Origin of the sequence: Streptococcus lishijunsis, assembly GCF_047290665.1 — a bacterium.
Lineage (GTDB): Bacteria > Bacillota > Bacilli > Lactobacillales > Streptococcaceae > Streptococcus.
Genome location: NZ_JBLBUC010000004.1, coordinates 53321 through 74952 on the forward strand (window position 1 = coordinate 53321; position 21632 = coordinate 74952).

At 41.2% G+C, this 21632-nt stretch carries 17 protein-coding genes; 12 read left to right on the forward strand and 5 right to left on the reverse strand.

Going from position 1 to position 21632, the window contains the following annotated elements:
• From recG to ACLN19_RS03260, 7 genes are all read left to right on the forward strand, one after another.
• Nucleotides 1–2019 (forward strand): ATP-dependent DNA helicase RecG, encoded by a 2019-nt coding sequence (recG, locus tag ACLN19_RS03230; RefSeq protein ID WP_413383232.1) that lies wholly within the window; start codon nt 1–3, stop codon nt 2017–2019.
• A 166-nt stretch (nt 2020–2185) separates the two neighbouring features.
• On the forward strand, nt 2186–3127 hold the full coding sequence (manA, locus tag ACLN19_RS03235; protein ID WP_413383234.1) for a mannose-6-phosphate isomerase, class I: 942 nt from the start codon (nt 2186–2188) through the stop codon (nt 3125–3127).
• Between the two features lie 174 nt (nt 3128–3301).
• Complete coding sequence (nagA, locus tag ACLN19_RS03240) at nt 3302–4447, forward strand: N-acetylglucosamine-6-phosphate deacetylase (protein WP_413383236.1); 1146 nt, start codon at nt 3302–3304, stop codon at nt 4445–4447.
• A gap of 243 nt (nt 4448–4690) precedes the next feature.
• Nucleotides 4691–5689 carry a PTS sugar transporter subunit IIB gene (locus ACLN19_RS03245; protein WP_413383307.1) on the forward strand — a complete coding sequence of 333 codons (999 nt, stop codon included), beginning with the start codon at nt 4691–4693 and terminating at the stop codon, nt 5687–5689.
• A 61-nt stretch (nt 5690–5750) separates the two neighbouring features.
• The gene (locus ACLN19_RS03250; protein WP_413383238.1) at nt 5751–6554 is read left to right on the forward strand and encodes a PTS mannose/fructose/sorbose transporter subunit IIC; all 804 of its coding nucleotides are present in this window, start codon (nt 5751–5753) and stop codon (nt 6552–6554) included.
• A gap of 14 nt (nt 6555–6568) precedes the next feature.
• Nucleotides 6569–7480 carry a PTS system mannose/fructose/sorbose family transporter subunit IID gene (locus ACLN19_RS03255; protein WP_413383240.1) on the forward strand — a complete coding sequence of 304 codons (912 nt, stop codon included), beginning with the start codon at nt 6569–6571 and terminating at the stop codon, nt 7478–7480.
• Between the two features lie 72 nt (nt 7481–7552).
• Complete coding sequence (locus ACLN19_RS03260; RefSeq protein WP_413383242.1) at nt 7553–7915, forward strand: DUF956 family protein; 363 nt, start codon at nt 7553–7555, stop codon at nt 7913–7915.
• 34 nt (nt 7916–7949) lie between these two features.
• On the opposite strand, the gene ACLN19_RS03265 is transcribed toward ACLN19_RS03260, so the two are convergent.
• A complete protein-coding gene (locus tag ACLN19_RS03265) occupies nt 7950–10229 on the reverse strand; it encodes a Xaa-Pro dipeptidyl-peptidase (protein ID WP_413383244.1) in 2280 nt (759 codons plus the stop codon).
• Between the two features lie 120 nt (nt 10230–10349).
• Here ACLN19_RS03265 and gla point away from each other — a divergent pair, with 120 nt between their 5' ends.
• On the forward strand, nt 10350–11201 hold the full coding sequence (gene gla, locus ACLN19_RS03270; protein ID WP_413383246.1) for an aquaglyceroporin Gla: 852 nt from the start codon (nt 10350–10352) through the stop codon (nt 11199–11201).
• A 35-nt stretch (nt 11202–11236) separates the two neighbouring features.
• Here the strand turns inward: gla and ACLN19_RS03275 are convergent, their stop codons facing one another.
• A complete protein-coding gene (locus ACLN19_RS03275; protein ID WP_413383248.1) occupies nt 11237–12145 on the reverse strand; it encodes a TSUP family transporter in 909 nt (302 codons plus the stop codon).
• Nucleotides 12146–12335: 190 nt separating this feature from the next.
• Between ACLN19_RS03275 and ACLN19_RS03280 the strand changes: the two genes are divergently transcribed.
• Genes ACLN19_RS03280 through ACLN19_RS03290 form a run of 3 tightly spaced genes read left to right on the forward strand, consistent with a single transcriptional unit; the run spans nt 12336 to nt 14851 of the window.
• Nucleotides 12336–13082, forward strand: a complete 747-nt coding sequence (locus ACLN19_RS03280; protein WP_413383250.1) for a CppA family protein — start codon at nt 12336–12338, stop codon at nt 13080–13082.
• On the forward strand, nt 13079–14002 hold the full coding sequence (locus tag ACLN19_RS03285; RefSeq protein WP_413383252.1) for a serine hydrolase domain-containing protein: 924 nt from the start codon (nt 13079–13081) through the stop codon (nt 14000–14002). The genes ACLN19_RS03280 and ACLN19_RS03285 overlap by 4 nt, the downstream gene beginning before the upstream one ends.
• A 45-nt stretch (nt 14003–14047) precedes the next feature.
• Entirely contained in the window at nt 14048–14851 is an 804-nt protein-coding gene (locus tag ACLN19_RS03290; protein WP_413383254.1) for a PrsW family glutamic-type intramembrane protease, read from the forward strand.
• A gap of 46 nt (nt 14852–14897) precedes the next feature.
• Here ACLN19_RS03290 and ACLN19_RS03295 read toward each other — a convergent pair whose 3' ends face one another.
• The gene (locus ACLN19_RS03295; protein WP_413383256.1) at nt 14898–15338 is read right to left on the reverse strand and encodes a GNAT family N-acetyltransferase; all 441 of its coding nucleotides are present in this window, start codon (nt 15336–15338) and stop codon (nt 14898–14900) included.
• Between the two features lie 47 nt (nt 15339–15385).
• Entirely contained in the window at nt 15386–17710 is a 2325-nt protein-coding gene (gene pflB / locus ACLN19_RS03300; RefSeq protein WP_413383258.1) for a formate C-acetyltransferase, read from the reverse strand.
• Nucleotides 17711–18031: 321 nt separating this feature from the next.
• Between pflB and dinB the strand changes: the two genes are divergently transcribed.
• Nucleotides 18032–19126 (forward strand): DNA polymerase IV, encoded by a 1095-nt coding sequence (gene dinB / locus ACLN19_RS03305; protein WP_413383260.1) that lies wholly within the window; start codon nt 18032–18034, stop codon nt 19124–19126.
• Nucleotides 19127–19191: 65 nt separating this feature from the next.
• On the opposite strand, the gene recD2 is transcribed toward dinB, so the two are convergent.
• Nucleotides 19192–21591 carry an SF1B family DNA helicase RecD2 gene (gene recD2, locus ACLN19_RS03310; RefSeq protein ID WP_413383309.1) on the reverse strand — a complete coding sequence of 800 codons (2400 nt, stop codon included), beginning with the start codon at nt 21589–21591 and terminating at the stop codon, nt 19192–19194.
• Nucleotides 21592–21632 lie beyond the last annotated feature (41 nt).

A 21632-nucleotide genomic window follows, 5' to 3' on the forward strand; every position in this document is an offset into this window, starting at 1 on the left:
ATGGTATCTGCGACATCTCCGATTACACAATTATCAGGTATTGGCGAAAAATCTGCTCAAAAGTTTCATCAACTTGGCATAGAGACGCTAGAGGATTTATTGCTTTATTTTCCATTTCGCTATGAAGATTATAAGGCAAGGTCTGCCTTAGATCTTTTAGATGGGGAAAAGGCAGTCTTGACAGGTGAGATTGCGACACCAGCTATTGTGCAATATTACGGGCATAAGCGTAATCGACTGACCTTTAAGCTAAGGCAGGGCGAGTTGGTTATTGCTGTGAGTTTTTTTAATCAGCCTTATCTGAAGGACAAGCTCCAGATGGGTGATAATATAGCAGTTTTTGGTAAGTGGGATAGTAAAAAGAAAGCTTTGACAGGCATGAAAGTACTTGCGCAAGTGCAAGATGAGATGCAGCCTGTCTATCATGTTACTCAAGGGCTCAGCCAGTCAAGTCTTGTTAAAGCTATTAGCCAAGCCTTTCAAACAGGCGTCCTTGAGGCACTTCCTGAGACACTTCCTGAGGTTTTGCGTGACAAATACCGCTTATTGTCTCGTCAAGATGCCATTGTTGCTATGCATTTTCCTAAACATCTAGCGGACTATAAACAAGCTCTTCGCCGTGTCAAGTTTGAAGAATTGTTTTACTTTCAGATGAACCTTCAGACCTTAAAGCATGATAATCGCTTTAAAACAGGAGGTCAGATGATTAGTTATGATCAGACATTGCTTGATACTAAGATAGCCTCTTTGTCTTTTGAGTTGACAGGTGCACAAAAGAGAGCTTTAGAGGAGATTTTAGCGGATATGGCAGATGCTTCTCATATGAATCGTCTGCTTCAGGGAGATGTAGGTTCTGGAAAGACTGTCATTGCTAGCCTAGCTATGTACGCTGCTCATAGTGCTGGTCTGCAGTCTGCTCTCATGGTACCGACAGAGATTTTAGCAGAGCAACATTATGAGAGTCTACATCAGCTTTTTCCTGAACTCTCGATTGCCATTTTGACTTCAGGGATGAAAGCCGCTGTCAAAAAAACAACCTTAGAGATGATTAAAAATGGAAGTGTGGATATGATTGTCGGCACTCATGCACTGATTCAAGATAAGGTAGAGTACCACCGTTTAGGATTGGTTATTACAGATGAGCAACATCGCTTCGGGGTCAATCAGCGCAGGCTTTTTCGTGAAAAAGGGGATAATCCTGATGTGTTGATGATGACAGCTACCCCTATTCCTAGGACTTTGGCTATCACTGCTTTTGGTGAGATGGATGTGTCTATTATTGATGAGCTGCCAAAAGGGCGTAAACCTATCGTTACTCGCTGGGTCAAGCATGAACAGCTAGATGCCGTCCTTTCTTGGTTAAAACAAGAAGTGCAAAAAGGTGCACAAGCCTATGTTATATCCCCTTTGATAGAAGAATCAGAGACCCTTGATTTAAAAAATGCCACGGCTCTTTATGAGGATTTGTGTCAGTATTTTGAGGGTATTGTAGAAGTGTCACTTATCCATGGTCGCATGAAAAACGACGAGAAAGAACAAGTGATGCAGCGTTTTAAGGAAGGTCATAGTCAGGTCTTGGTATCAACGACGGTCATCGAAGTAGGGGTTAATGTCCCTAATGCTAGCATTATGATTATTATGGATGCCGAGCGTTTTGGGCTTAGCCAACTGCATCAGCTAAGAGGGCGCGTGGGACGTGGTAGCAAGCAATCTTATGCTATTTTAGTAGCCAACCCTAAGACTGATAGTGGGAAAAAACGCATGACTATCATGACAGAGACAACAGATGGTTTTGTCTTAGCTGAAGAAGATCTTAAAATGAGAGGTTCAGGGGAGGTATTTGGCACAAGACAGTCAGGTATTCCTGAATTTCAAGTGGCTGATGTCATCGAAGATTATCCGATTTTAGAAGAAGCACGCCGCGTTGCTAGTCAGATAGTAGCTCAAAAAGAGTGGCAAGACGATCCAAGATGGCAGCTGATTGTTGGGCACTTAAAAGATCATCATGCCTTTGATTAGTAAAAACTGGTTGACACCAGTTTTTTTGTTGGTTTTCTAAGTAAGAAGTCACATATAAGTCTATATTATTTTTAAAAATATATAGTCATTTTAGCATGTTTTTTCTTGCATCTTAGGCTAATTTATCAGATAATAACAAAGAATAGATAGAAATGGGAGGTATATTATGGCAGAACCATTATTTTTAAGCTCAGTTCTTCATGAGAAGATCTGGGGTGGCAATAAGCTTGAGACTATCTTTGGTTTAAACATTCCAAGCGACAAGACTGGAGAGTATTGGGGGATTTCAGGGCATCAAAATGGGCTCTCTACGATTAAAAATGGACATTTCAAGGGTTGGACTTTGGATCAGTTGTATCTCAAACATCCTGAATTATTTAATGATGCAGATGACCAGCAGTTTCCCTTATTGACTAAGATTTTAGATGCTAATGACTGGTTGAGCGTTCAGGTTCATCCTGATGATGCCTATGCCTTAGAGCATGAGGGTGAGTTGGGAAAGACAGAGTGTTGGTATATCTTAGAGGCTAAAGAAGGTGCGGAGATTATTCTTGGGCATCATGCCAAGACAAGAGCTGAGCTAGAGTCATCTATTGATAAGGGAGAGTGGGAGACGCTTCTTAAGAAAGTGCCTGTCAAGGCGGGAGATTTTTTCTATGTGCCTAGCGGTACGCTTCATGCCATTGGTCCAGGTATTGTGATTTTAGAGACACAGCAGTCTAGTGATACGACTTACCGTGTGTATGATTTTGATCGTCTTGACTCTAAGGGTGTGGCCCGTGATTTACACTTGGCAGATTCAAAGGCAGTGACCTCTATCAAAGACCCTATCGTCTATCGTAAGCACTACCAAAAACAAGGGGACTTGGCTATCACACGCTTTATGTCAAACAGCTTTTTTACCGTTGAAAAATGGGAATTAGATGGACACGTGTCACTTAGTAAAGATAGTAGTTACAAGCTTTTTACACTTATTGATGGCGTAGGAGAGATTAGTGTAGCTGACAAGACCTATCCTATCAAGAAAGCTGATAACTTTATCCTACCAAGTGATGTCACAGACTGGCAGTTATCAGGACAGATGACTTTTATAATGAGTGAATTATAATATTATCAGACAATTGAAAGTAAGAACGAAAGAAAGACCTGTTTTTCTTTTCTTTCTATCTTGCTTTTTATCTTGTTCTTAGGGTCAAGAAGGCGTATAATAAAATGAGAAATAGATGGGATTTGATATCAATCCTATCTCCTACTCTTAGTTGTCATCGGAAAAGAGGTTATTATGTATTATATCAAAGCAGATGCATTTTATTACAAAGATCAGGTGAAGCCAGCAGGTTATCTTGAAATCAATGGCGATACTTTTGGAAAATGGCGCTCAGATGTCGCTAGTGACGCTGAGGTGATTGACTATACAGGCTCAACGATAGCCCCTGGTTTGGTGGATACACATATTCATGGCTTTGCTGGGCATGATGTCATGGATAATTCACAAGAAGGTCTTAAAGCGATGAGTGAGGCCTTGTTAGCTACAGGTGTCACCTCGTTTTTACCAACGGCTTTGACGGCGTCTTTTGAGACATTGAGAGATATTTGTCAGACGATTGCACAAGTCAAAGGTAGTGAGCGTGGCGCTAAGATTCAAGGTATTTTCTTTGAGGGGCCATTTTTTACGACTGAGCATAAAGGTGCTCAAAATCCAGACTATATGAAAGATCCTAGCTTGGAGGAATTTGCAGCTTGGCAAGAAGCGGCACAAGGTTTGCTTAAAAAAATTGCTGTCGCACCTGAGCGAGAAGGGGTTGATACCTTTATCGAAACGCTCAGTAAAGAAGGTATTATCATAGCTTTGGGGCATTCTAATGCAACGTATGAAGAGGCCAAACGTGCAGTAGCATCAGGCGCTAGTGTCTGGGTGCATGCTTATAATGGCATGCGTGGCTTAAATCATAGAGAGCCAGGGATGGTAGGTGCTGTCTTAGACTTAGAAGACACCTATGCCGAGTTGATTTGTGATGGTCATCATGTTCATCCAGCGGCTTGTCATATATTGATGACGCATAAAGGTTATGACCATGTGGCTTTGATTACGGATTGTATGAGCGCAGGGGGTAGTCCAGAAGGGGATTATATGCTGGGTGAATTTCCTGTGATTGTCAAAGATGGTACAGCGCGTCTTAAAGACGGTGGTAGTCTAGCAGGTTCTATTTTAGAGTTAAAAGACGGTGTTAAGCATGTGATTGACTGGGGGATTGCGACACCTCATCAAGCGATTCAAATGGCCAGTCACGTCGCAGCCAAATCAGCGGGTATTGACCATGTCTGCGGTAGTATTAAAGAAGGTCGAGCAGCTGATTTTATTGTCTTAGACAAAGATTTTAATCTTCAAGCGACCTATATTGATGGTTCTTGTGCTTATCAAGCCTAAAAAACTGGATACCCCAGTTTTTTTAGTTTGGTTTAAAGAAAAGCCTATTAAATCAAGTAATTTGCTCCCTAAAAGAAAATAAAGGTAAAAAAATTAAAAAATTCTTATTAAAATACTTGAAATGATACGTGAAAAGGGTTACAATAAATTAGTTCTAAAAATTTCTTTCAAAACATATGATACATTTCTAATAGAGGGAGATGTCTAATGACTTTTGGAGAAAAATATAAAGGAGGAGAACAAATGGGTATTGGTATTATTATTGCCAGCCACGGTAAATTTGCTGAAGGTATTCATCAATCAGGTTCGATGATTTTCGGTGAGCAAGAAAAGGTTCAAGTGGTAACCTTTATGCCAAACGAAGGTCCAGATGACCTTTATGAACACTTCAACAATGCAATTGCGCAGTTTGATGCCGATGATGAAATCCTCGTACTAGCTGACCTTTGGAGTGGGTCTCCATTTAACCAAGCTAGTCGCATTCAGGGGGAAAATCCTGAGCGCAAGATGGCCATCATCACAGGTCTCAACTTGCCTATGTTGATTCAAGCTTATACAGAGCGTATGATGGATGCAAATGCAGGTGTAGAAGCCGTTGCAGCAAATATCATCAAGGAAGCTAAAGACGGTATTAAAGCCCTTCCAGAAGAGCTAAATCCAAAAGAAGAGCTAGCTCCTGCTCAAACTGGAAGTGAAGAGGCTCAACCTCAAGGAGCCATCCCAGAAGGAACCGTTATTGGAGATGGTAAGCTTAAAATCAATCTTGCTCGTGTCGATACACGTCTCTTGCATGGTCAAGTAGCGACTAACTGGACACCATTTTCAAAAGCAGATCGTATCATCGTTGCCTCAGATTCTGTTTCTCAAGATGAGTTACGTAAAGATTTGATCAAGCAAGCAGCACCAGCTGGTGTACGAGCGAATGTGGTACCAATCAAGAAATTGATCGAAGTATCAAAAGACCCTCGCTTTGGTAATACACACGCCCTTATTTTGTTTGAGACCCCTCAGGATGCTCTCCGTGCTATTGAAGGTGGTGTGCCAATCAAAGAACTCAACGTTGGTTCTATGGCTCACTCAACAGGAAAAACAATGGTTAACAATGTCTTGTCCATGGACAAAGATGATGTGTCAACCTTTGAAAAACTCCGTGATTTAGGTGTCACTTTTGATGTACGTAAAGTACCAAATGACGCTCCTAAGAATCTTTTTGATCTGATCAATAAAGCGGACGTCAAATAAGCTTACTTAATGTGTTACTATTGGGCTATTTTGCCCATTACTTATGAAAGGATTTAGAATAATGTCAGTTATTTCTATTATTTTGGTTCTTATCATCGCTTTCCTTGCCGGAATGGATGGTATCCTCGACCAATTCCAATTCCATCAACCATTGGTATCTTGTACCTTGATTGGTCTTGTAACTGGTCATGTGACAGCAGGTATCATTCTTGGTGGTACTCTTCAAATGCTTGCTCTTGGTTGGGCCAATATCGGTGCAGCAGTTGCACCAGACGTAGCTCTTGCGTCAACAGCGGCAGCTGTTATCTTGGTTAAGGGTGGCGACTTCACTCAAAAAGGGATTACAGTTGCTTACGGTGTAGCTATTCCTCTTGCCGTTGCTGGTCTTGCTCTTACTATGATTGTGCGTACAATCTCAGTTGGTATTGTCCATACAGCTGATAATGCAGCTAAAAATGGTAATATCAAAGCTGTTGAGCGTGCTCACTTTACTGCCCTTCTTCTTCAAGGATTGCGTATTGCTATTCCTGTGGCGCTTCTTCTTGCCCTTCCAACAGAAACAGTACAAAGTTTCTTAAGTGCTATTCCAGCGTGGTTGTCTGATGGTATGACTATCGGTGGTGGTATGGTTGTTGCCGTTGGTTATGCTATGGTTATCAACATGATGGCAACTCGCGAAACATGGCCATTCTTTGCTCTTGGTTTTGTCTTTGCTGCTGTTGGTGATTTTACACTTATCGCGCTTGGTACAATGGGTGTTGCTATGGCATTTATCTACCTTAACCTTTCTGAAAAAGGCGGTAGCGGCGCTAGTGCTAAGGCAGGTTCAGGAGACCCAATTGGCGATATCTTAGAAGATTACTAGAAGGGGGCATCATAATGGCTGAAAGACTTAAATTAACACAAGCAGACCGTCGTAAAGTATGGTGGCGTTCAACATTCCTACAAGGTTCATGGAACTATGAACGTATGCAAAACTTGGGTTGGGCTTATTCATTGATCCCAGCTATCAAAAAATTGTACACTACAAGAGAAGACCAAGCTGCAGCGCTTGAGCGTCATTTGGAATTCTTCAATACGCATCCATACGTTGCAGCACCTATCATGGGTGTGACCTTGGCGCTTGAAGAAGAAAAAGCGAATGGCGCTGACATTGATGATGCAGCGATTCAAGGGGTTAAAATCGGTATGATGGGACCTCTTGCAGGGATTGGGGATCCTGTATTCTGGTTCACTGTTCGTCCAATCCTTGGAGCTCTTGGAGCGTCTCTTGCAGCAGCCGGTAATATTCTTGGTCCAATTATTTTCTTCCTTGGTTGGAATATCATCCGTATGGCTTTCTTGTGGTACACACAAGAATTTGGTTACAATGCGGGTTCTGAGATTACAAAAGACCTATCAGGTGGTATCCTTCAAAAAGTGACAAAAGGAGCTTCTATCCTTGGGATGTTTATCCTAGCAGCATTGGTACAACGTTGGGTAAGTATCAATTTTGTCATGCAACTGCCTAAAACACAATTATCAGAAGGGGCTTATATCGATTTCCCTAAAGGTGATGTGACAGGTAGCCAATTGCAAGAAATCTTGCAAAATATGCAAAATGGACTTAGCTTGACACAAGAGAAAGTCAGCACCTTGCAAAACCAACTTGATTCATTGATTCCAGGCTTGATGGGACTTCTTCTTACTTTCTTATGTATGTGGTTGCTTAAGAAGAAAGTGTCTCCAATTACTATGATTATCGGCCTCTTTATTGTCGGTATTCTTGCTCACCTTGCTGGTATCATGTAATCAAAAACAGGCTAAAAGAAGGCATTTGCCTTCTTTTATGTTATAATAACACTATTAGAGTAAGGAGATAGTATGGTTCAATCACTCAATAGTACAGTGGAGTTGACGACGACAGGTGTTTCTTATTTGGGTATTGGTGGCAATAAGGTCGGTAAGTTTTTACTAGGAAATAAAGGGTTTGAGTTTTATCATGATAAAAACGTCAATGATTACATTCAAATTCCTTGGGATAATATCCACAAAATGGGTGCCAATATCACAGGTCGTAAGGTGAGTAGGCATTTTGAAGTTTATACTGACCAAGGCAAATTTTTATTTGCCTCTAAAGATTCTGGTAAGATTTTAAAAGTCGCACGAGAGCATATTGGTAATGACAATGTTGTCCGTCTGCCAACTCTTATTCAAACGATTTTAGCGAAGTTTAAACGCTCGTAAAGAAAAGCGCTTGGATTTTCCAAGCGCTTTTAGGCTACTTATTATAGGGAAGGTGAAGCTGTGATTTAGCTAAATCAACAGTTAGTGTGTAGTTGCTATTATCGCGGATAGTATGTTCAAAATCAGTAGTGTAGAGAAGGATTCGTAGGCAATCTCCTTTTTGAAGCTGGTAAATGGTTGGTTGTAAAGAAAAGGTGAGCGTCATCCATTCGTCTGCTTTAATATCTTGAATGTTGAGAAGGTCTTTTCGGTGTTGTAAATTGATATGCCCTTTACTAACGACACGATAAGCTGATGTTTTAAATGGTAATTCTTTGAGAGATTCTAGGGCGAAGTTTTGACCATTATCTAGACTATTGATGTCGAGAATAGTGGGGGTGTCAGCAAAACGCTTTTTCTCTCCAAAATCTAATACCTGAGCTGATAATATACCTTTACAATTACTTGACTTAACTGTCAAGTCTAGCTTGACAGTACCGTTGATGAGCATATCTGAGGTTATGGGTAAGTCAAGGACTATTTGCTGAGCTCTACCTGCAAAAAGATCAGTCTTAAAGCTTTCAAAGTCTGAACAGTATTTTTTAAACTGAGCTTCGTCATAATGATTGTCAATGTTTTTGATATCTTTTCCTAGGGAGACAGTCTCTTGGCAGTCGTTGTCAAAGTGATGCAATGAGCTCCAAGTCTCAGGGGCTTGATTATCTTGCCAGATGACGGTATCCAGTGTAAAGTTGTTGTCAACTTTTAGGAGTTTTTGTGTCAAGAGAGCGTTCATGGTTTCTCTAAAATCAATAGAGCGCCAATTGTTCATATAAACATGCTGTCCTTGATGTAAAAAGAGATGTTTTTGGATGTGTTTGGGAATCACTTTAAAGATTTGATGGACTTGTTTGGGAGTGACATTCCAGTCTTGTAAGCCATGCGTAAAAACAAGAGGACAGCTGATATTATTAGCATGTATGAGATAGTTACGATCATGCCAGAATTGATTGTAGTTGCCAGTTTCTCTCTCGAGGGCCTGAGTTTGCGCGTTTAGACGTTTTTGATAGAATTGATTGTGGCGCAGACGATCACCTGCAAGGAGGTTTTTAGAATAGGTCAATTCACTCAAGACATCCAAGTCCTCTCCTGGATAACCACCTGGACTTGAGACCAAGCCGTTTTCACGGTAATAATCATACCAAGAAGAGATAGCTGCCTCAGCGATAATCATCTCTAAACCCTTGACGCCTGTGGTTGCTAAGCCTGTTGACATGGTGCCTAGATAGGATTTACCTGTGGTAGCGACATAACCATTAGCCCAGTCTGCCGTTACTAAAGAGTCTCTACGGTGACTGCTAAAGGCTCTAGCTCTGCCGTTTAGCCAGTCAATAATGGCTTTAAACGCGTAGATTTGCTGATAATCCCCACTGGTCATAAAACCATCAGATCCAGCCGTTCCGATACCAGCGCTATAAATACTAGCAAAACCACGTGATAGGAAGTAGTCGTTTAGGCTATAGGTTCCTGTATGGGTGAAACTTTCTTCGGCGACTCCCTGAGGAAGGTCTTGGTGTCTTGTTTTGGTATTTGGAATTGTTAGAGGAGTGTCTTCTACGGTGATGGTTGTTGTTGGTTTTGGTGTTAGAGGGGCTTCCATGGGGTGTAGGCGCTTGTCGTTTGCTTTGACGTTGACGCCTAGGTGGTAAGGACTGGCAGTCATTAAAGTAGGTAGTTTTTGAGTCGTTTTAGGGCGGATGATCTGGACTTTGATAAGGTCAAGTTGTCCGTCTTGGTCAGTATCGACAGGCGTTTCTACATAGACGACTTCTCTAATGAGAGAGGTGGTATCAAAGGTAGGTAGAGACTTGCCGTTAAAGAAATGATAAGTATTGTCAGCAGGTAAAAGTGACTGACTCATAAGGTGATCAATAAGGGTATTTCCTGAAGTCATACGACAGGCTAGCAGATGGTGAAGAGCACTAAAGATATTGTCATATTGGACAGGAAAGGCAATCTTTTGACAAAAATCAAGACTGTCTGTAAAATCAACATAAGGAACGAAGCCTAACAACTGTAAGCTAATCGTATAAAAGATCGCTTTAGAGAGTGCTTTATCGGACTGGAAAAAATGCTGTAAATCATCTGTATCATCAGCTATCATAAGGCTTAGCCCATAGTCTTTATCTGGCAATTGTAAAAAGGTATGCTCAACAAAGTGTTTGAGATTGTCTTTGTCCGTATCATCTGCTGAGACAGGAAACCCTAATGCTTGCAGTTCTCTTAGAGCTTGATTAGGGGTAGTTGGGATATAACTGTATTGATTGTAGCGCATGCTAGACTCCTTTCACGAAAAAGCCAGGTGATTTTATTTTTAGAATAGCTTTACATTATTTATTATACTTGATAAAATAGAGGATGTCTAAATAATAATTGTCGGAGGATTACAAAAGACATGGATGTTACATGGACTGTGAAATATCTCACAGAGTTTTTGGGAACAGCGTTCCTTATTATCTTGGGAAATGGCGCTGTTGCCAATGTTGAGTTAAAAGGAACTAAAGGTCACGCTAGTGGTTGGTTGACCATTGCTATTGGTTATGGTATGGGGGTTATGATTCCTGCGCTTATGTTTGGCAATGTATCTGGTAACCATATCAACCCAGCCTTTACCCTTGGTCTTGCTGTATCAGGTTATTTCCCTTGGGAGCAAGTTCCTTACTACATTATCGCTCAATTCCTAGGGGCTATTGCAGGTCAAGCTGTTGTGGTTGCAACACACCGCCCTTACTATTTACAAACGAAAAATCCAAATGCGATTTTGGGAACCTTCTCAACTATCGTCAGTGTGGATGACAATAAAGTCGAATCACGCAAAGCAGCTTGGACTAATGGTTTCTTAAATGAGTTCTTTGGTTCATTTGTTCTCTTCTTTGCAGCTATCTCAATGACAAAAAATTACTTTGGTGCTGAGATTGTTCAATATGCGACTAATATGGGATTAGATGTTTCTGAAGTAACGACAAAACTTCAAGTTGGTCCACATACAAATGCAGGTCAAGCAGTTGCCCACATGGCACTTGGTTTCCTTGTATTAGCTCTTGTAGCATCTCTTGGAGGACCTACTGGTCCTGGTCTAAACCCAGCACGTGACCTTGGTCCACGTATCCTTCACCATTTCTTGCCAACATCAATTCTTGGTGAGCATAAAGGGGATTCAAAATGGTGGTATTCATGGGTACCAGTAGTAGCACCTATCCTTGCTGCTATCTGTGCTATTGCTCTTTACAAAGTTCTTTACGCTTAATCAAAAAAGTTCTCGTTTTATAACGAGAACTTTTTTCATTTATATGATGATGAAGATGTTTTTTGTATTGGTTTTTTTAAGGATGAGCGAATCAACATAAGACCTGTCAATAAGACAATAAAGACAACTAAGATTTTTAGACTATCGATATTGATATTGGTTAGGAAAAGAACAGCCACGATAACACCTGCAAATCCACCAAAGACAAGTCCTGCAAATCCGTCCCAATTGACCCGACCGCTTTTGATAAACTGAGTGCTAGATGCCGCCATAATCATAGCCGCATCTAGCATCATAACAGGCATAGCTACCGTTGGACTTAATCCCATAAGAGAGAAAAAGATGAGCTCAGGTGCGTAATTTCCCAGTCCCATTGTCATCAGAACACCGATGATAAAATTAAAGGCGATCCCTACAAGAAGCCAAATCCCATGTAAACCATGGGCACTATCATCAAGATTAGCACCAGGATTTGTTAGCATCCGAAAGACCATGATGGCAGCTGCCATAATCAAAAGTGTCCCTAAAATTCGCTGAACGGTTGGTGTGTGCCAATTTTTAGTGAGACGACTACCACATAAAGCACCGATACCAGCCGCTGCCGCCATAGCAATTAGTGTTGTCGGCTCGACTTTAACGACAAAAATAAAACATAATGACTGGAGCAGTACAGGTAGTACATGTGCTGCTGTCATGGTTGCTGGGAGTTTGCGGTCGTCTTCTACAAGCTTGGTCGCTTTAAAAAGTGTTGTCGTCGTTGCAAAAGATCCTATACCAATGGTATCTAAGGCATCAGTCACAAATCCAATCCAAAACCCAGTCACAAATCGTCTAAAGGGGTTGATCTTATGCTTATATAGATAATAGATAAGATAAGATGCAATACTAATCATCGCAAGCACTAAAATGATTTGAATGCCGCGCAATAAAACTGTCTCTGTCATACTGATAACTATAACAAAAACTAGCAGGAAATGTCAATGGTGACGACTTTGATGTCAAGAGCCTGTTTTCTATGATTTTTCAGAGTATCCGCTCCTTAAGATCTTTTGGAGCTATTACAATGGGAAGCTTTTTGTAAAGTTTCTTGTCAGATACTATAAAAATTTGTTAGAATACTAGAGGAGGAAAAACATGACAACTAGAGAGTATATGTTATTTAAACAACCTGTATTGCGTGTTAATAATCGTCAGGATAATATTGACTTTTATGAGACAGTCTTAGGAATGAAGCGGCTGCGTGAAGAAAATGCATTGACTATCTTTACGGCTCATGACAATCAGCATACTTATTTTACTATTGAAGAATCTCCAGCTCCACGGACTAAAGCGACCACAGGCCCACATAAGCTCTATCAAATGGTCATTCGTCTCTCAAGTGAGGATATTTTGGGGCTATTAGCTAGACCAATTGAGGTTGAGGCAGTCTTTAAGGGGGAGCATTATGCCTTTGTGGCTACCTCACCTGAGGGAGCGCGTTTTTTGGTGCATGCCGAAGAAGATGTGACAAAGCTTGCGCCTAGTGCTTATCCGAGTTTGGCTCCTTTGGATGATTTTAAAGGAGTGAGTGATTTTAGTGTGGAGTCGTTGACATTGGCAGTAAGAGATACTGCACGCGCGAAAGCTTTTTACAGTCAACTGTTTGGCGATGAGTTTCCTTTGAAGATTGACTTTATCACAGCCCAAGGAGAGGATTTAGAGGCGTCTCCTGATAAGACTTGGGATTTGGAAATTTTAGAATTTCATGTATCAGAGGGGTATGATTTAGCCGCGTTAGCTAAGAGCTTAAAAAACTTGCAGCTAGAGGTTTATTTGGATGCTAAGGCGCGTCTTTTGGTCGTGTCTGACACGAGCAATATTGAAGTTTGGATTAGTAAATGAGAATAAGTGACTACATTAACCACCAAATCGCACATGAGATTTATAGAGGTGCGAGTCTAGCTATTTATCAAGACGGTAAGTGGCAAGAATCCTACTTTGGGACACAAGATGGAATCGAGCCTGTCAGAGAAAATCTCATCTATGATCTAGCAAGTGTATCAAAGGTTGTGGGTGTTGGGACAGTGATGATTCAGTTACTTGCCTCAGGTCAGATGTCGTTAGATGATAGCTTGGTGACATATTATCCACCTTTTCATGATGGTCGAGTGACGCTTAGACAATTAGTGACCCATACATCAGGTATTGACCCCTTTATCCCTAACCGTAATCAGCTCTCTAAAAAAGAGTTGATTGCAGCTATTGATCGTATTCGAGTCACAGATAATAAGCGTTTTCGTTATACGGACATCAACTTTATTTTATTGGGTTTCATGTTAGAAGCCTATTTTGGAGAGTCTTTAGCTGCTATTTTTAAAAAGCGAGTCTTTGATCCTTTTGGCATAACTCATACTCGTTTTGGACCTGTACATGGGGCAGTTCCTACTCAAAAAGGAGCAGTAGCAGGTATAGTTCATGATCCTAAAGCTAAGGTTTTAGGTGACGATACAGGATCGGCTGGGCTTTTTTCAAATTTAGCTGATTTGGAAGTATTTGTAGAGCATTATTTATCTGATAGAGTCTTTGATGGATTGACCAAAAATGTTAGCTTGAGCTGTGAGAAGGAGCGTGCAATCGCTTGGGATATGAGAGATGGGTGGTTATTGCATACAGGCTATACAGGGACTTTTATTTTATTACACCAGATAAAACAGAAAGCTTTCATTTTTTTATCGAATCGCACTTATGATAAGGATGAGCGTGAGCAATGGATTTGTGATCGTGATGCTTTGATAGCGCTCATGATGGCTGAAGAGGACTAAACAGACCTCTTTAGACTAGTTGATATGGCATAGAAAGGACAAGCCATGTATTCACTTGTGTTAATTTTATATCTTTTTTTCCTGTTTTTAGGGACCAGTATTGAGATGACAGCTTTGTCTTATACGGGCATGGCCTATAAGGAGATTCCAGCCTTTTTATTAGCTAATAGTATTATGCTAATATATGTGCTAGTCTTGCTAGCTCTTGTCATTTATTATTGTCGAAAAAAACAGGTCAGTTTGTGGTATTTTATCTTGGCTTTGGTGACAGGACTTTATATCACAGGCTGGATTTGCGGGTATCTCAATGATATGCTAGAAGGACTATTGAGGAAAGTAATAGCTAAATCTGTGATGGATGATTGGTCGGGTGCTCTTATAGCTCCTGTTGTTGAGGAGAGTATTAAGTTATTAGGCAGTCTTGTGGTCGTATATCTGATCAAGGCACGTCGCCTGTCAGAGATTATGGCGATTGGTATTGGTGTGGGCTTAGGCTTTCAAATTTCAGAGGATAATAGCTATCTCCTCCAAGCTTCCACAGATGTCAATAATCTGTACAGCCAATTGTTAGATCGCTTGTCTAATTCTATGGTATCTCATTGGGTCTATACAGCTATGCTTAGTGTAGCTGTGGTTATTTTTTATCGTGTTGCTACTAAAAAAATGCCCTTCAAACCAATTTATATCTTGTGGCTAGCAACGCCTTTGGTATCACACTTTTTCTGGAATTCTCCTCTAAATATCTATATCGGTGAATTTGGTCTTGTTGGTGCCATTATCAGTAGTTTGACGCTTTATATGGCGATTAGCATGTATCAAAAAGCACCAGGTATTCGTCTAAAAGACTAAAAGAAACCCCTTCTAGCAACATCTAGAAGGGCTTTCGTATATATGATTAGCCCAAGGATTTGGTCATAGTGATGTGGGTGATACCAGCTTCTTCAAATCTTTCTCCTTGTGTCTGGAAGCCAAGTTTTTGATAAAATGGTTGCGCTGTTAGTTGAGCGTGCATGGTCATCTTATCAAATCCTGCTTTAGTAGCATATTCAAGAGCGTGTTTCAGGAGTTTTTTACCCAACCCTTGACCTTGATAGCTGTCTAAGACAGCCATACGTTGTAGTGTGATAGTGGTTTTGTCTTGGCTAGGTAGGAGGCGGCAAGTAGCACAAGCTTGATGCTCTTGGTCGTAAAGGACAAAGTGGATAGCCAGTGTTTCATATTCATCAATCTCCATGTCTTTAGGAACACCTTGTCCCTTGACAAAGACTTCTTGGCGAATAGCGACAGCATCTTGATAGATAGTGGATAGGGTATCTTGTGTTTGTTTGATTATCATAGACTTATTATAGCAAAAAGCCCTTGCTTAGCAAAGGCTTTTTGAGTTTAGACAAGGTCTTGTACAGAGTCATCCATAGAGAGGACTTCGTGGAAGACACGTTGTGTTAATTCTGTTTTTTGCTCTTTAGTGAGGTACTTGGTGTTGACACAGTAACCTGAGATACGAACGATAACATCTTCACCATTCATAATCTTGTCATAGACGTCTTTGAGGTCCATGACGTTGAGGTTGACGTGTTGGCCACCGTTTTCAAAATAACCATCCAGAATAGTGACAAGGTTAGCCACTTGTTCATCAAAGGTCTTACCAAGTGCGCGTGGAGAGACTTGGGTTGTCAATGAGATACCGTCGTTAGCATGTTTGAAATTCAATTTAGATAAAGAATTCAAGTTTTGCAACCAACCCCCACGTGATTTAGAGGTTGGGTTGGCACCTGGTGGGAAGAATTCTACCTTAGAGGTATTAACACTACCATCTTCATTGAGGAAGACTCCACGGTGGACAGGTGAATTAGCAGTCTGTTTAGAGTAGGCTACGTTTGAGGTGATAGTGAGGATAGATACAGTAGCTTCTGCATTTTTGTAGAGCTTGTGGCTGTTGAGACGATTGAAGAATGCCTCCATGAGCCATTTAGCAATATCATCGACACGGTCATCATCTTCACCATAGCGTGGGAAGTCACCTGTCACTTCATAATCATAGATAAATCCATCTTCATCACGGATTGGCTTGACTTGGGCATACTTGATTGCTGATAGCGAATCTACGGTATTGGCAAATCCACAGATACCAAATCCCATATTGGCACGTTGGAAGGTTGGTAAAAATGCCATTTGGGCTGCTTCGTAGTTGTATTTATCCGTCATGTAGTGAATGATATTTAGGGCATCGACATACGTATCTGTCAACCAGTCGAGTGCTTTTTCAAAGTTTGCGATAACTTCATCGTAGTCAAAGATCTCAGATGTATTTGGCTCAACGACATCAAAGACCTTATAGTCTTTATGAACATCATCATAGCCGTTATTCCAACTTGAAAGAAGAGCTTTTAGGACGTTGACACGAGCACCGAAGTATTGGATATTGTGGCGTTGGTCTTCATTTTCAGGGTCAAGTGGAGAGACACAGCAAGAAATACAACTCATCTCACCATAACCATCTTTAGCCATGGTAGTTACCCCTTCGTATTGGATAGAAGAGTGTTTATGGCTCATTGCCATACAGTATCTACGAAAGGCATAAGGGAGTTTGTCTGTCCAAAGGACTGTCAAGTTTGGCTCTGGAGAGTTGCCGATATTATCAAGTGTATTGAGGAAACGATAGTCCATCTTGGTAACACGGTGGCGCCCATCAGCCCCCATACCAGCCATTGAGGTTGTCAAGAAAGTAGGGTCACCAGAGTAGATTTCATCAAAGGCTTTGGTACGTGCGAATTTGACTGTACGAAGTTTCAAGACAAAGTCATCGACAAATTCTTGAATTTCAGATTCTGTGAAGGTACCACGCGCAAGGTCACGCTCTGCATAGATATCAAGTACAATTGGGACACGTCCAAGTGATGTTGCAGCACCGTTGATGACACGTGCGACTGCCATAAAGGCGATGTTGGTCCACTGAATAGCTTCTTTAGTGTTCATGGCTGGTTTACGCACATCAACACCATAAAGGTCACCTAATTTAACGATATCTTGGAGAGCTTGATATTGAAGGTTGACTTCTTCACGTAGGCGGATAGTTTCTTCGTCAATTTCTGTGATAGAGTTCCAGTCATTGACTTTTTCTTGCATGAGGAAATCAGCTCCGTATAGGGCAAGACGTGCGTACATACCGATGATACGTCCACGAGAATAAGCATCAGGAAGTCCTGAGACGTGGTGTGAGTGACGAGCACGGCGGATATTTGAGGTATAAGCACGGAAGATACCGTCATTAACAGTTGTAGCATGCTTAGTATAAATCTCATGTAGTAATGGGCTAGGTGTATAACCATTTTCAATCAAAGTCGTCTCAGCCATACGGATACCACCTTTTGGCATGAAGTTGAGTTTGAAGAGTTCGTCATTTTGAAGCCCAAAAATCAATTCTTGATCTTTATCAATGTAGCCTGCTGGGATGTCTGCGATAGAGGTCGCACGATCAACATCCATAGGAAAACGTGTGTCTTCATAGTGCGCTTTAGTTTCTTCGATAATTTTTTTAATGTGAAGTGAGCGCTCAGTAGGACCTGCTAAGAAACTTTCGTCTCCATCATAAGGTGTATAATTGTCTTGAACAAAGCGTGTAACACTTGCTTTATCACGCCAATCATCTCCCTTAAATCCTTCCCAAGCTTTCTCAAAAACATCAGTGTTTGTTTTGACAGTTGCCATACTTAAAGTCTCCTTTTTCTAGTAACAAAAAAATCTGTTACATCTACATTTCTATTTTATCATATAGTAAGCGTTTTCTAGTGAATAAAAAGCGCTTACCTCTACATTCTTTTATAATACAGTATAGCTAAAATTGTCTAACTGTGCTATAAAGAAAAGAAAACCTTTATTTAAAAAGCTTTCTTGAGTCATGTCATCTAACGCTTGTTTAGCTCTAAGAGCTTAGGATGGTGTTTAGAGGTAGGAGTAGTTATCACTTAGACACTATTTTTTTGCTTAAGTGTGATTTTATACGTATAATAGAAGTCAAAGGAGGAGATCATGCTTAGTTTTCCTTTATTAAACGATACGTCACGAAAGATTATTCATATTGATATGGATGCTTTTTTTGCGGCAGTGGAGATGAGGGATAATCCAGACTTAGTAGGCAAGCCTGTGGTGATTGGTGCGGATCCTAGAAAGACAGGTGGACGTGGTGTGGTATCGACTTGTAATTATGAGGCGAGGGCTTATGGGATTCACTCAGCCATGTCTTCAAAAGAGGCTTATGAGCGCTGTCCTCATGCGATTTTCATTTCTGGTAATTATGCTAAATACTATCAGGTCGGCCTAGAAGTGAGACAGATTTTTTATCGTTATACCGACTTGGTAGAGCCAATGAGCATTGATGAAGCGTATTTGGATGTCACTGATAATAAAATACAGAGTCGCTCAGCCATTAAAATTGCCAAGCTCATTCAGCATACAATCTATACAGAGCTAGGTTTGACTTGTTCAGCGGGTGTTTCTTTTAATAAGTTTTTGGCCAAGCTAGCCTCAGATTATCACAAACCTAGAGGGCTAACGCTTATTCTCCCTCAGGATGTGGATGCTTTTTTGGCAGATTTGCCAATCGAAAAATTTCATGGTGTGGGCAAAAAAACGGTGGCCAAATTGCATGCTATGGGTGTGTATAAGGGGAGTGATTTATTAGAAATACCTGAGATGACCTTGATTGATCGCTTTGGACGCTTTGGCTATGACCTTTATCGTAAAGCTAGAGGCATTAGCAATAGCCCAGTCAAGCCTAATCGTGGGCGAAAATCTATCGGTAGTGAGCGCACCTACGCCCACTTGTTGTATAGTGATGCTGATGTTAAAGCTGAGATTACAAAGCATGTTGCGCGCGTGGCAGATAGTCTCAAGCGGCATGAAAAGTTGGCAAGGACAGTTGTGTTAAAGGTGCGCTATGCAGACTTTAGCACGCTGACGAAGCGCACGACTCTAGAGGATGTGACTAGGAGTCAGGAGCTTATTGACAAGACAGCCCAGAGCATTTTTGAAGGGCTTGATGAGACCAATGCGGGTATTCGCTTGTTAGGTGTTACGGTGACAGGTCTAGAGAGTGAGAGTAAGACGCTTAGTTTAGACATTTAAAAAAGAGACCAAGTGGTCTCTTTTGGTCGTTTTGATTGGCTCATCTGATAGGGCAGCATCTCTTTTTAAAAAAGGCGGAGCTGCTGGTTAGGGTCTTGAGGTTTGAGTAGAGTCTCTATATCTTCTTGTGTGATACCAATCATGGGGTCAATTAAGAGGTAATTTTCCTCTGTCAGTCGAAAAGTATCGTTATCAGGCTCTTTTGGAGCAGAGCTATTCATCATATCACTAGGTTGTTCAATCAAGCTGTCTGGCTTTAAGTCCAAAAAGCGCTCAACTAGATACGTATGGCGTTTATTGGCCTTAGTGCTTATGGCATAGTCAAAAGCAGAAAACTCACCTAGGAGGATAAGTTTACTTTTTGAGCGTGTGATGGCTGTATAGATCAGGTTGCGCTCTAGCATGCGTTGGCTTTGAGCTGTGATAGGGAGGATGACGACTTGAAATTCACTACCTTGAGATTTGTGGATAGACATGGCATAGGCGAGCGTTATTTTGCGCCATTCTTTTCGGGGGTAGATGACTTCTTGACCATCAAAATCCATGATAATCTCATCTTGCTTTGATTCTGTGTATTTAGCAGGAATAAGGTCTGTGATATAACCAATGTCGCCGTTAAAGACATTGTGCTCAGCGTCATTGATGAGATGGAGTACCTTATCACCGATACGAAAGGCAAGATCATTAAAGAGAAATTGCTGATCAGCCAAAGGATTGAGGAGATCTTGCATCAAGGTGTTAAGATTATCAATGCCTGCTTGTCCACGATACATAGGAGCGAGAATCTGGATATCTTGAGCGTTGATGCCGCTTTTGAGAGCCGACTGGACAATGGTTGAAATCATTTGTGGGATGAGATGACTGGGTGCTTCAAAGTAAGAACGATCAGGTTTTTTAGCCGTGAAATCATCTGGGACTATTCCTTGTCGGATTTGGCTAGCGAGTGTGATGATAGTTGACTCTTTAGATTGTCGAAAAATCTTTTCTAGAGCTATTTGCGAAATATCACTAATAGCTAGTAAATCAGCAAGGACCTGTCCAGGACCGACAGATGGCAGCTGATCACTATCACCTACGATGATGACTTGTGTATCCGATGACAGAGCTGCAAACAATTTATTAGCTAGCCAGGTGTCGACCATAGAAAATTCATCAATGATGATAAGATCACCATCTAACTCTTCGTCTAATAACTGAAAGTCGCTCTCTCCTGTCAGGCCTAGGTGTCGATGAATTGTAGCGCTTGGCAGTCCTGTTAGCTCATTCATACGTCGGCTAGCACGCCCAGTAGGTGCAGCAAGGATGATAGGCAGGTCTTTTGGTTGATTAAGGTCTAGCTGGTGCTCTTTAGCATAAGCGGTGATGATACCGTTGATGACCGTTGTTTTACCTGTACCAGGTCCTCCTGTTAGGATAAAGACCTTGCTTGTGAGGGCTGTTTTGATAGCTTGTTTTTGGATATCGTCATAGCAAATACCGAGGCTTTCTTGGGTATGATCAATCAATTCATCTAGCCTATCGTCAGCTAAGTGGTTCTCTAAAGGGTTTTCTAATAAGCGTTTGAGATGCTTATGGATACCAGCTTCAGCAAAGTAGAGGCTGTTGTCAAAGATTTTAGTATCTATATGCTGCACTTTTTCAGTCTCGATAAGATAGCTTAACTCAGCAGCGACCTTACTAGGATCTAGCTCAACAGCAATAGAACTCTCAAGCAAATCCAAGCTCGTCTCAAGTAACTCACGTGCTTCGATGTAAGTATCGCCTCTATTCATAGAGAGAGTCAGCAGGCTATGTAGGAGTGCAGCACGAAAGCGTTTTTCAGAATCACTTTTGAGGCCTAGCTGGAGAGCGATTTGGTCGGCAGTTTTAAAGCCGATACCCACAATATCTTCGACCAGCTGGTAGGGATTATCAGAGATGACGTCTAAAGTATCTTCCTTATAATGCTCAAAAATCTGCATGGCGTAGCGTGGATTGATACCGTACTGAGCAAGCTTTGTCAGGATGATTTCAGAGCCGTAGTTGAGTTTTAATTTGGCAAGGAATCGCTCTTTTTTAGCTTTTGATAGACCTGAGATGCTATCTAGTTTACTAGGATCTTCTAAGATAGCATCGATAGGCGATTGACCGTAGAGTGCGACGATTTTTTCAGCCGTTTTTTTACCGATTCCCTTGAATTCTTGGCTGGAGAAATACTTGATAAGTCCAGATGCGCTAGGTTTTTGGCGTTCATAACGATGACTTTTGACCTGCTCACCATACTTGGGATGTAAGCTCAGTTCTCCCCAAAAGGTGTAATCCTCCCCTTCGATAATCTCTGCCATACTGCCTGTTATGATGATTTCCATGCCGTCATAATCACTATTGGTATCCTCTAAGATGAGCAGTAAAATTTTGAAAAAATTGCTATCATTTGCAAAGATGATTTTGTCAACCGTTCCTGAAAAAAAGTAGTCTGTCTGCATCATATCTCCCTATAAAAGAAGAGGGTATCTACCCTCTAGTG

Bases quoted from the DNA above. Each gene is read 5' to 3' on its own strand.
- ACLN19_RS03285 (WP_413383252.1), top strand. From the start codon at position 13,079: ATGAGAATAAGTGACTACATTAACCACCAAATCGCACATGAGATTTAT.
- pflB (WP_413383258.1), bottom strand. From the start codon at position 17,710: ATGGCAACTGTCAAAACAAACACTGATGTTTTTGAGAAAGCTTGGGAA.
- ACLN19_RS03265 (WP_413383244.1), bottom strand. From the start codon at position 10,229: ATGCGCTACAATCAATACAGTTATATCCCAACTACCCCTAATCAAGCT.
- ACLN19_RS03290 (WP_413383254.1), top strand. From the start codon at position 14,048: ATGTATTCACTTGTGTTAATTTTATATCTTTTTTTCCTGTTTTTAGGG.
- recD2 (WP_413383309.1), bottom strand. From the start codon at position 21,591: ATGCAGACAGACTACTTTTTTTCAGGAACGGTTGACAAAATCATCTTT.
- ACLN19_RS03245 (WP_413383307.1), top strand. From the start codon at position 4,691: ATGGGTATTGGTATTATTATTGCCAGCCACGGTAAATTTGCTGAAGGT.
- ACLN19_RS03280 (WP_413383250.1), top strand. From the start codon at position 12,336: ATGACAACTAGAGAGTATATGTTATTTAAACAACCTGTATTGCGTGTT.
- ACLN19_RS03260 (WP_413383242.1), top strand. From the start codon at position 7,553: ATGGTTCAATCACTCAATAGTACAGTGGAGTTGACGACGACAGGTGTT.
- dinB (WP_413383260.1), top strand. From the start codon at position 18,032: ATGCTTAGTTTTCCTTTATTAAACGATACGTCACGAAAGATTATTCAT.
- ACLN19_RS03255 (WP_413383240.1), top strand. From the start codon at position 6,569: ATGGCTGAAAGACTTAAATTAACACAAGCAGACCGTCGTAAAGTATGG.
- recG (WP_413383232.1), top strand. From the start codon at position 1: ATGGTATCTGCGACATCTCCGATTACACAATTATCAGGTATTGGCGAA.
- gla (WP_413383246.1), top strand. From the start codon at position 10,350: ATGGATGTTACATGGACTGTGAAATATCTCACAGAGTTTTTGGGAACA.
- ACLN19_RS03295 (WP_413383256.1), bottom strand. From the start codon at position 15,338: ATGATAATCAAACAAACACAAGATACCCTATCCACTATCTATCAAGAT.
- ACLN19_RS03250 (WP_413383238.1), top strand. From the start codon at position 5,751: ATGTCAGTTATTTCTATTATTTTGGTTCTTATCATCGCTTTCCTTGCC.
- nagA (WP_413383236.1), top strand. From the start codon at position 3,302: ATGTATTATATCAAAGCAGATGCATTTTATTACAAAGATCAGGTGAAG.
- manA (WP_413383234.1), top strand. From the start codon at position 2,186: ATGGCAGAACCATTATTTTTAAGCTCAGTTCTTCATGAGAAGATCTGG.
- ACLN19_RS03275 (WP_413383248.1), bottom strand. From the start codon at position 12,145: ATGACAGAGACAGTTTTATTGCGCGGCATTCAAATCATTTTAGTGCTT.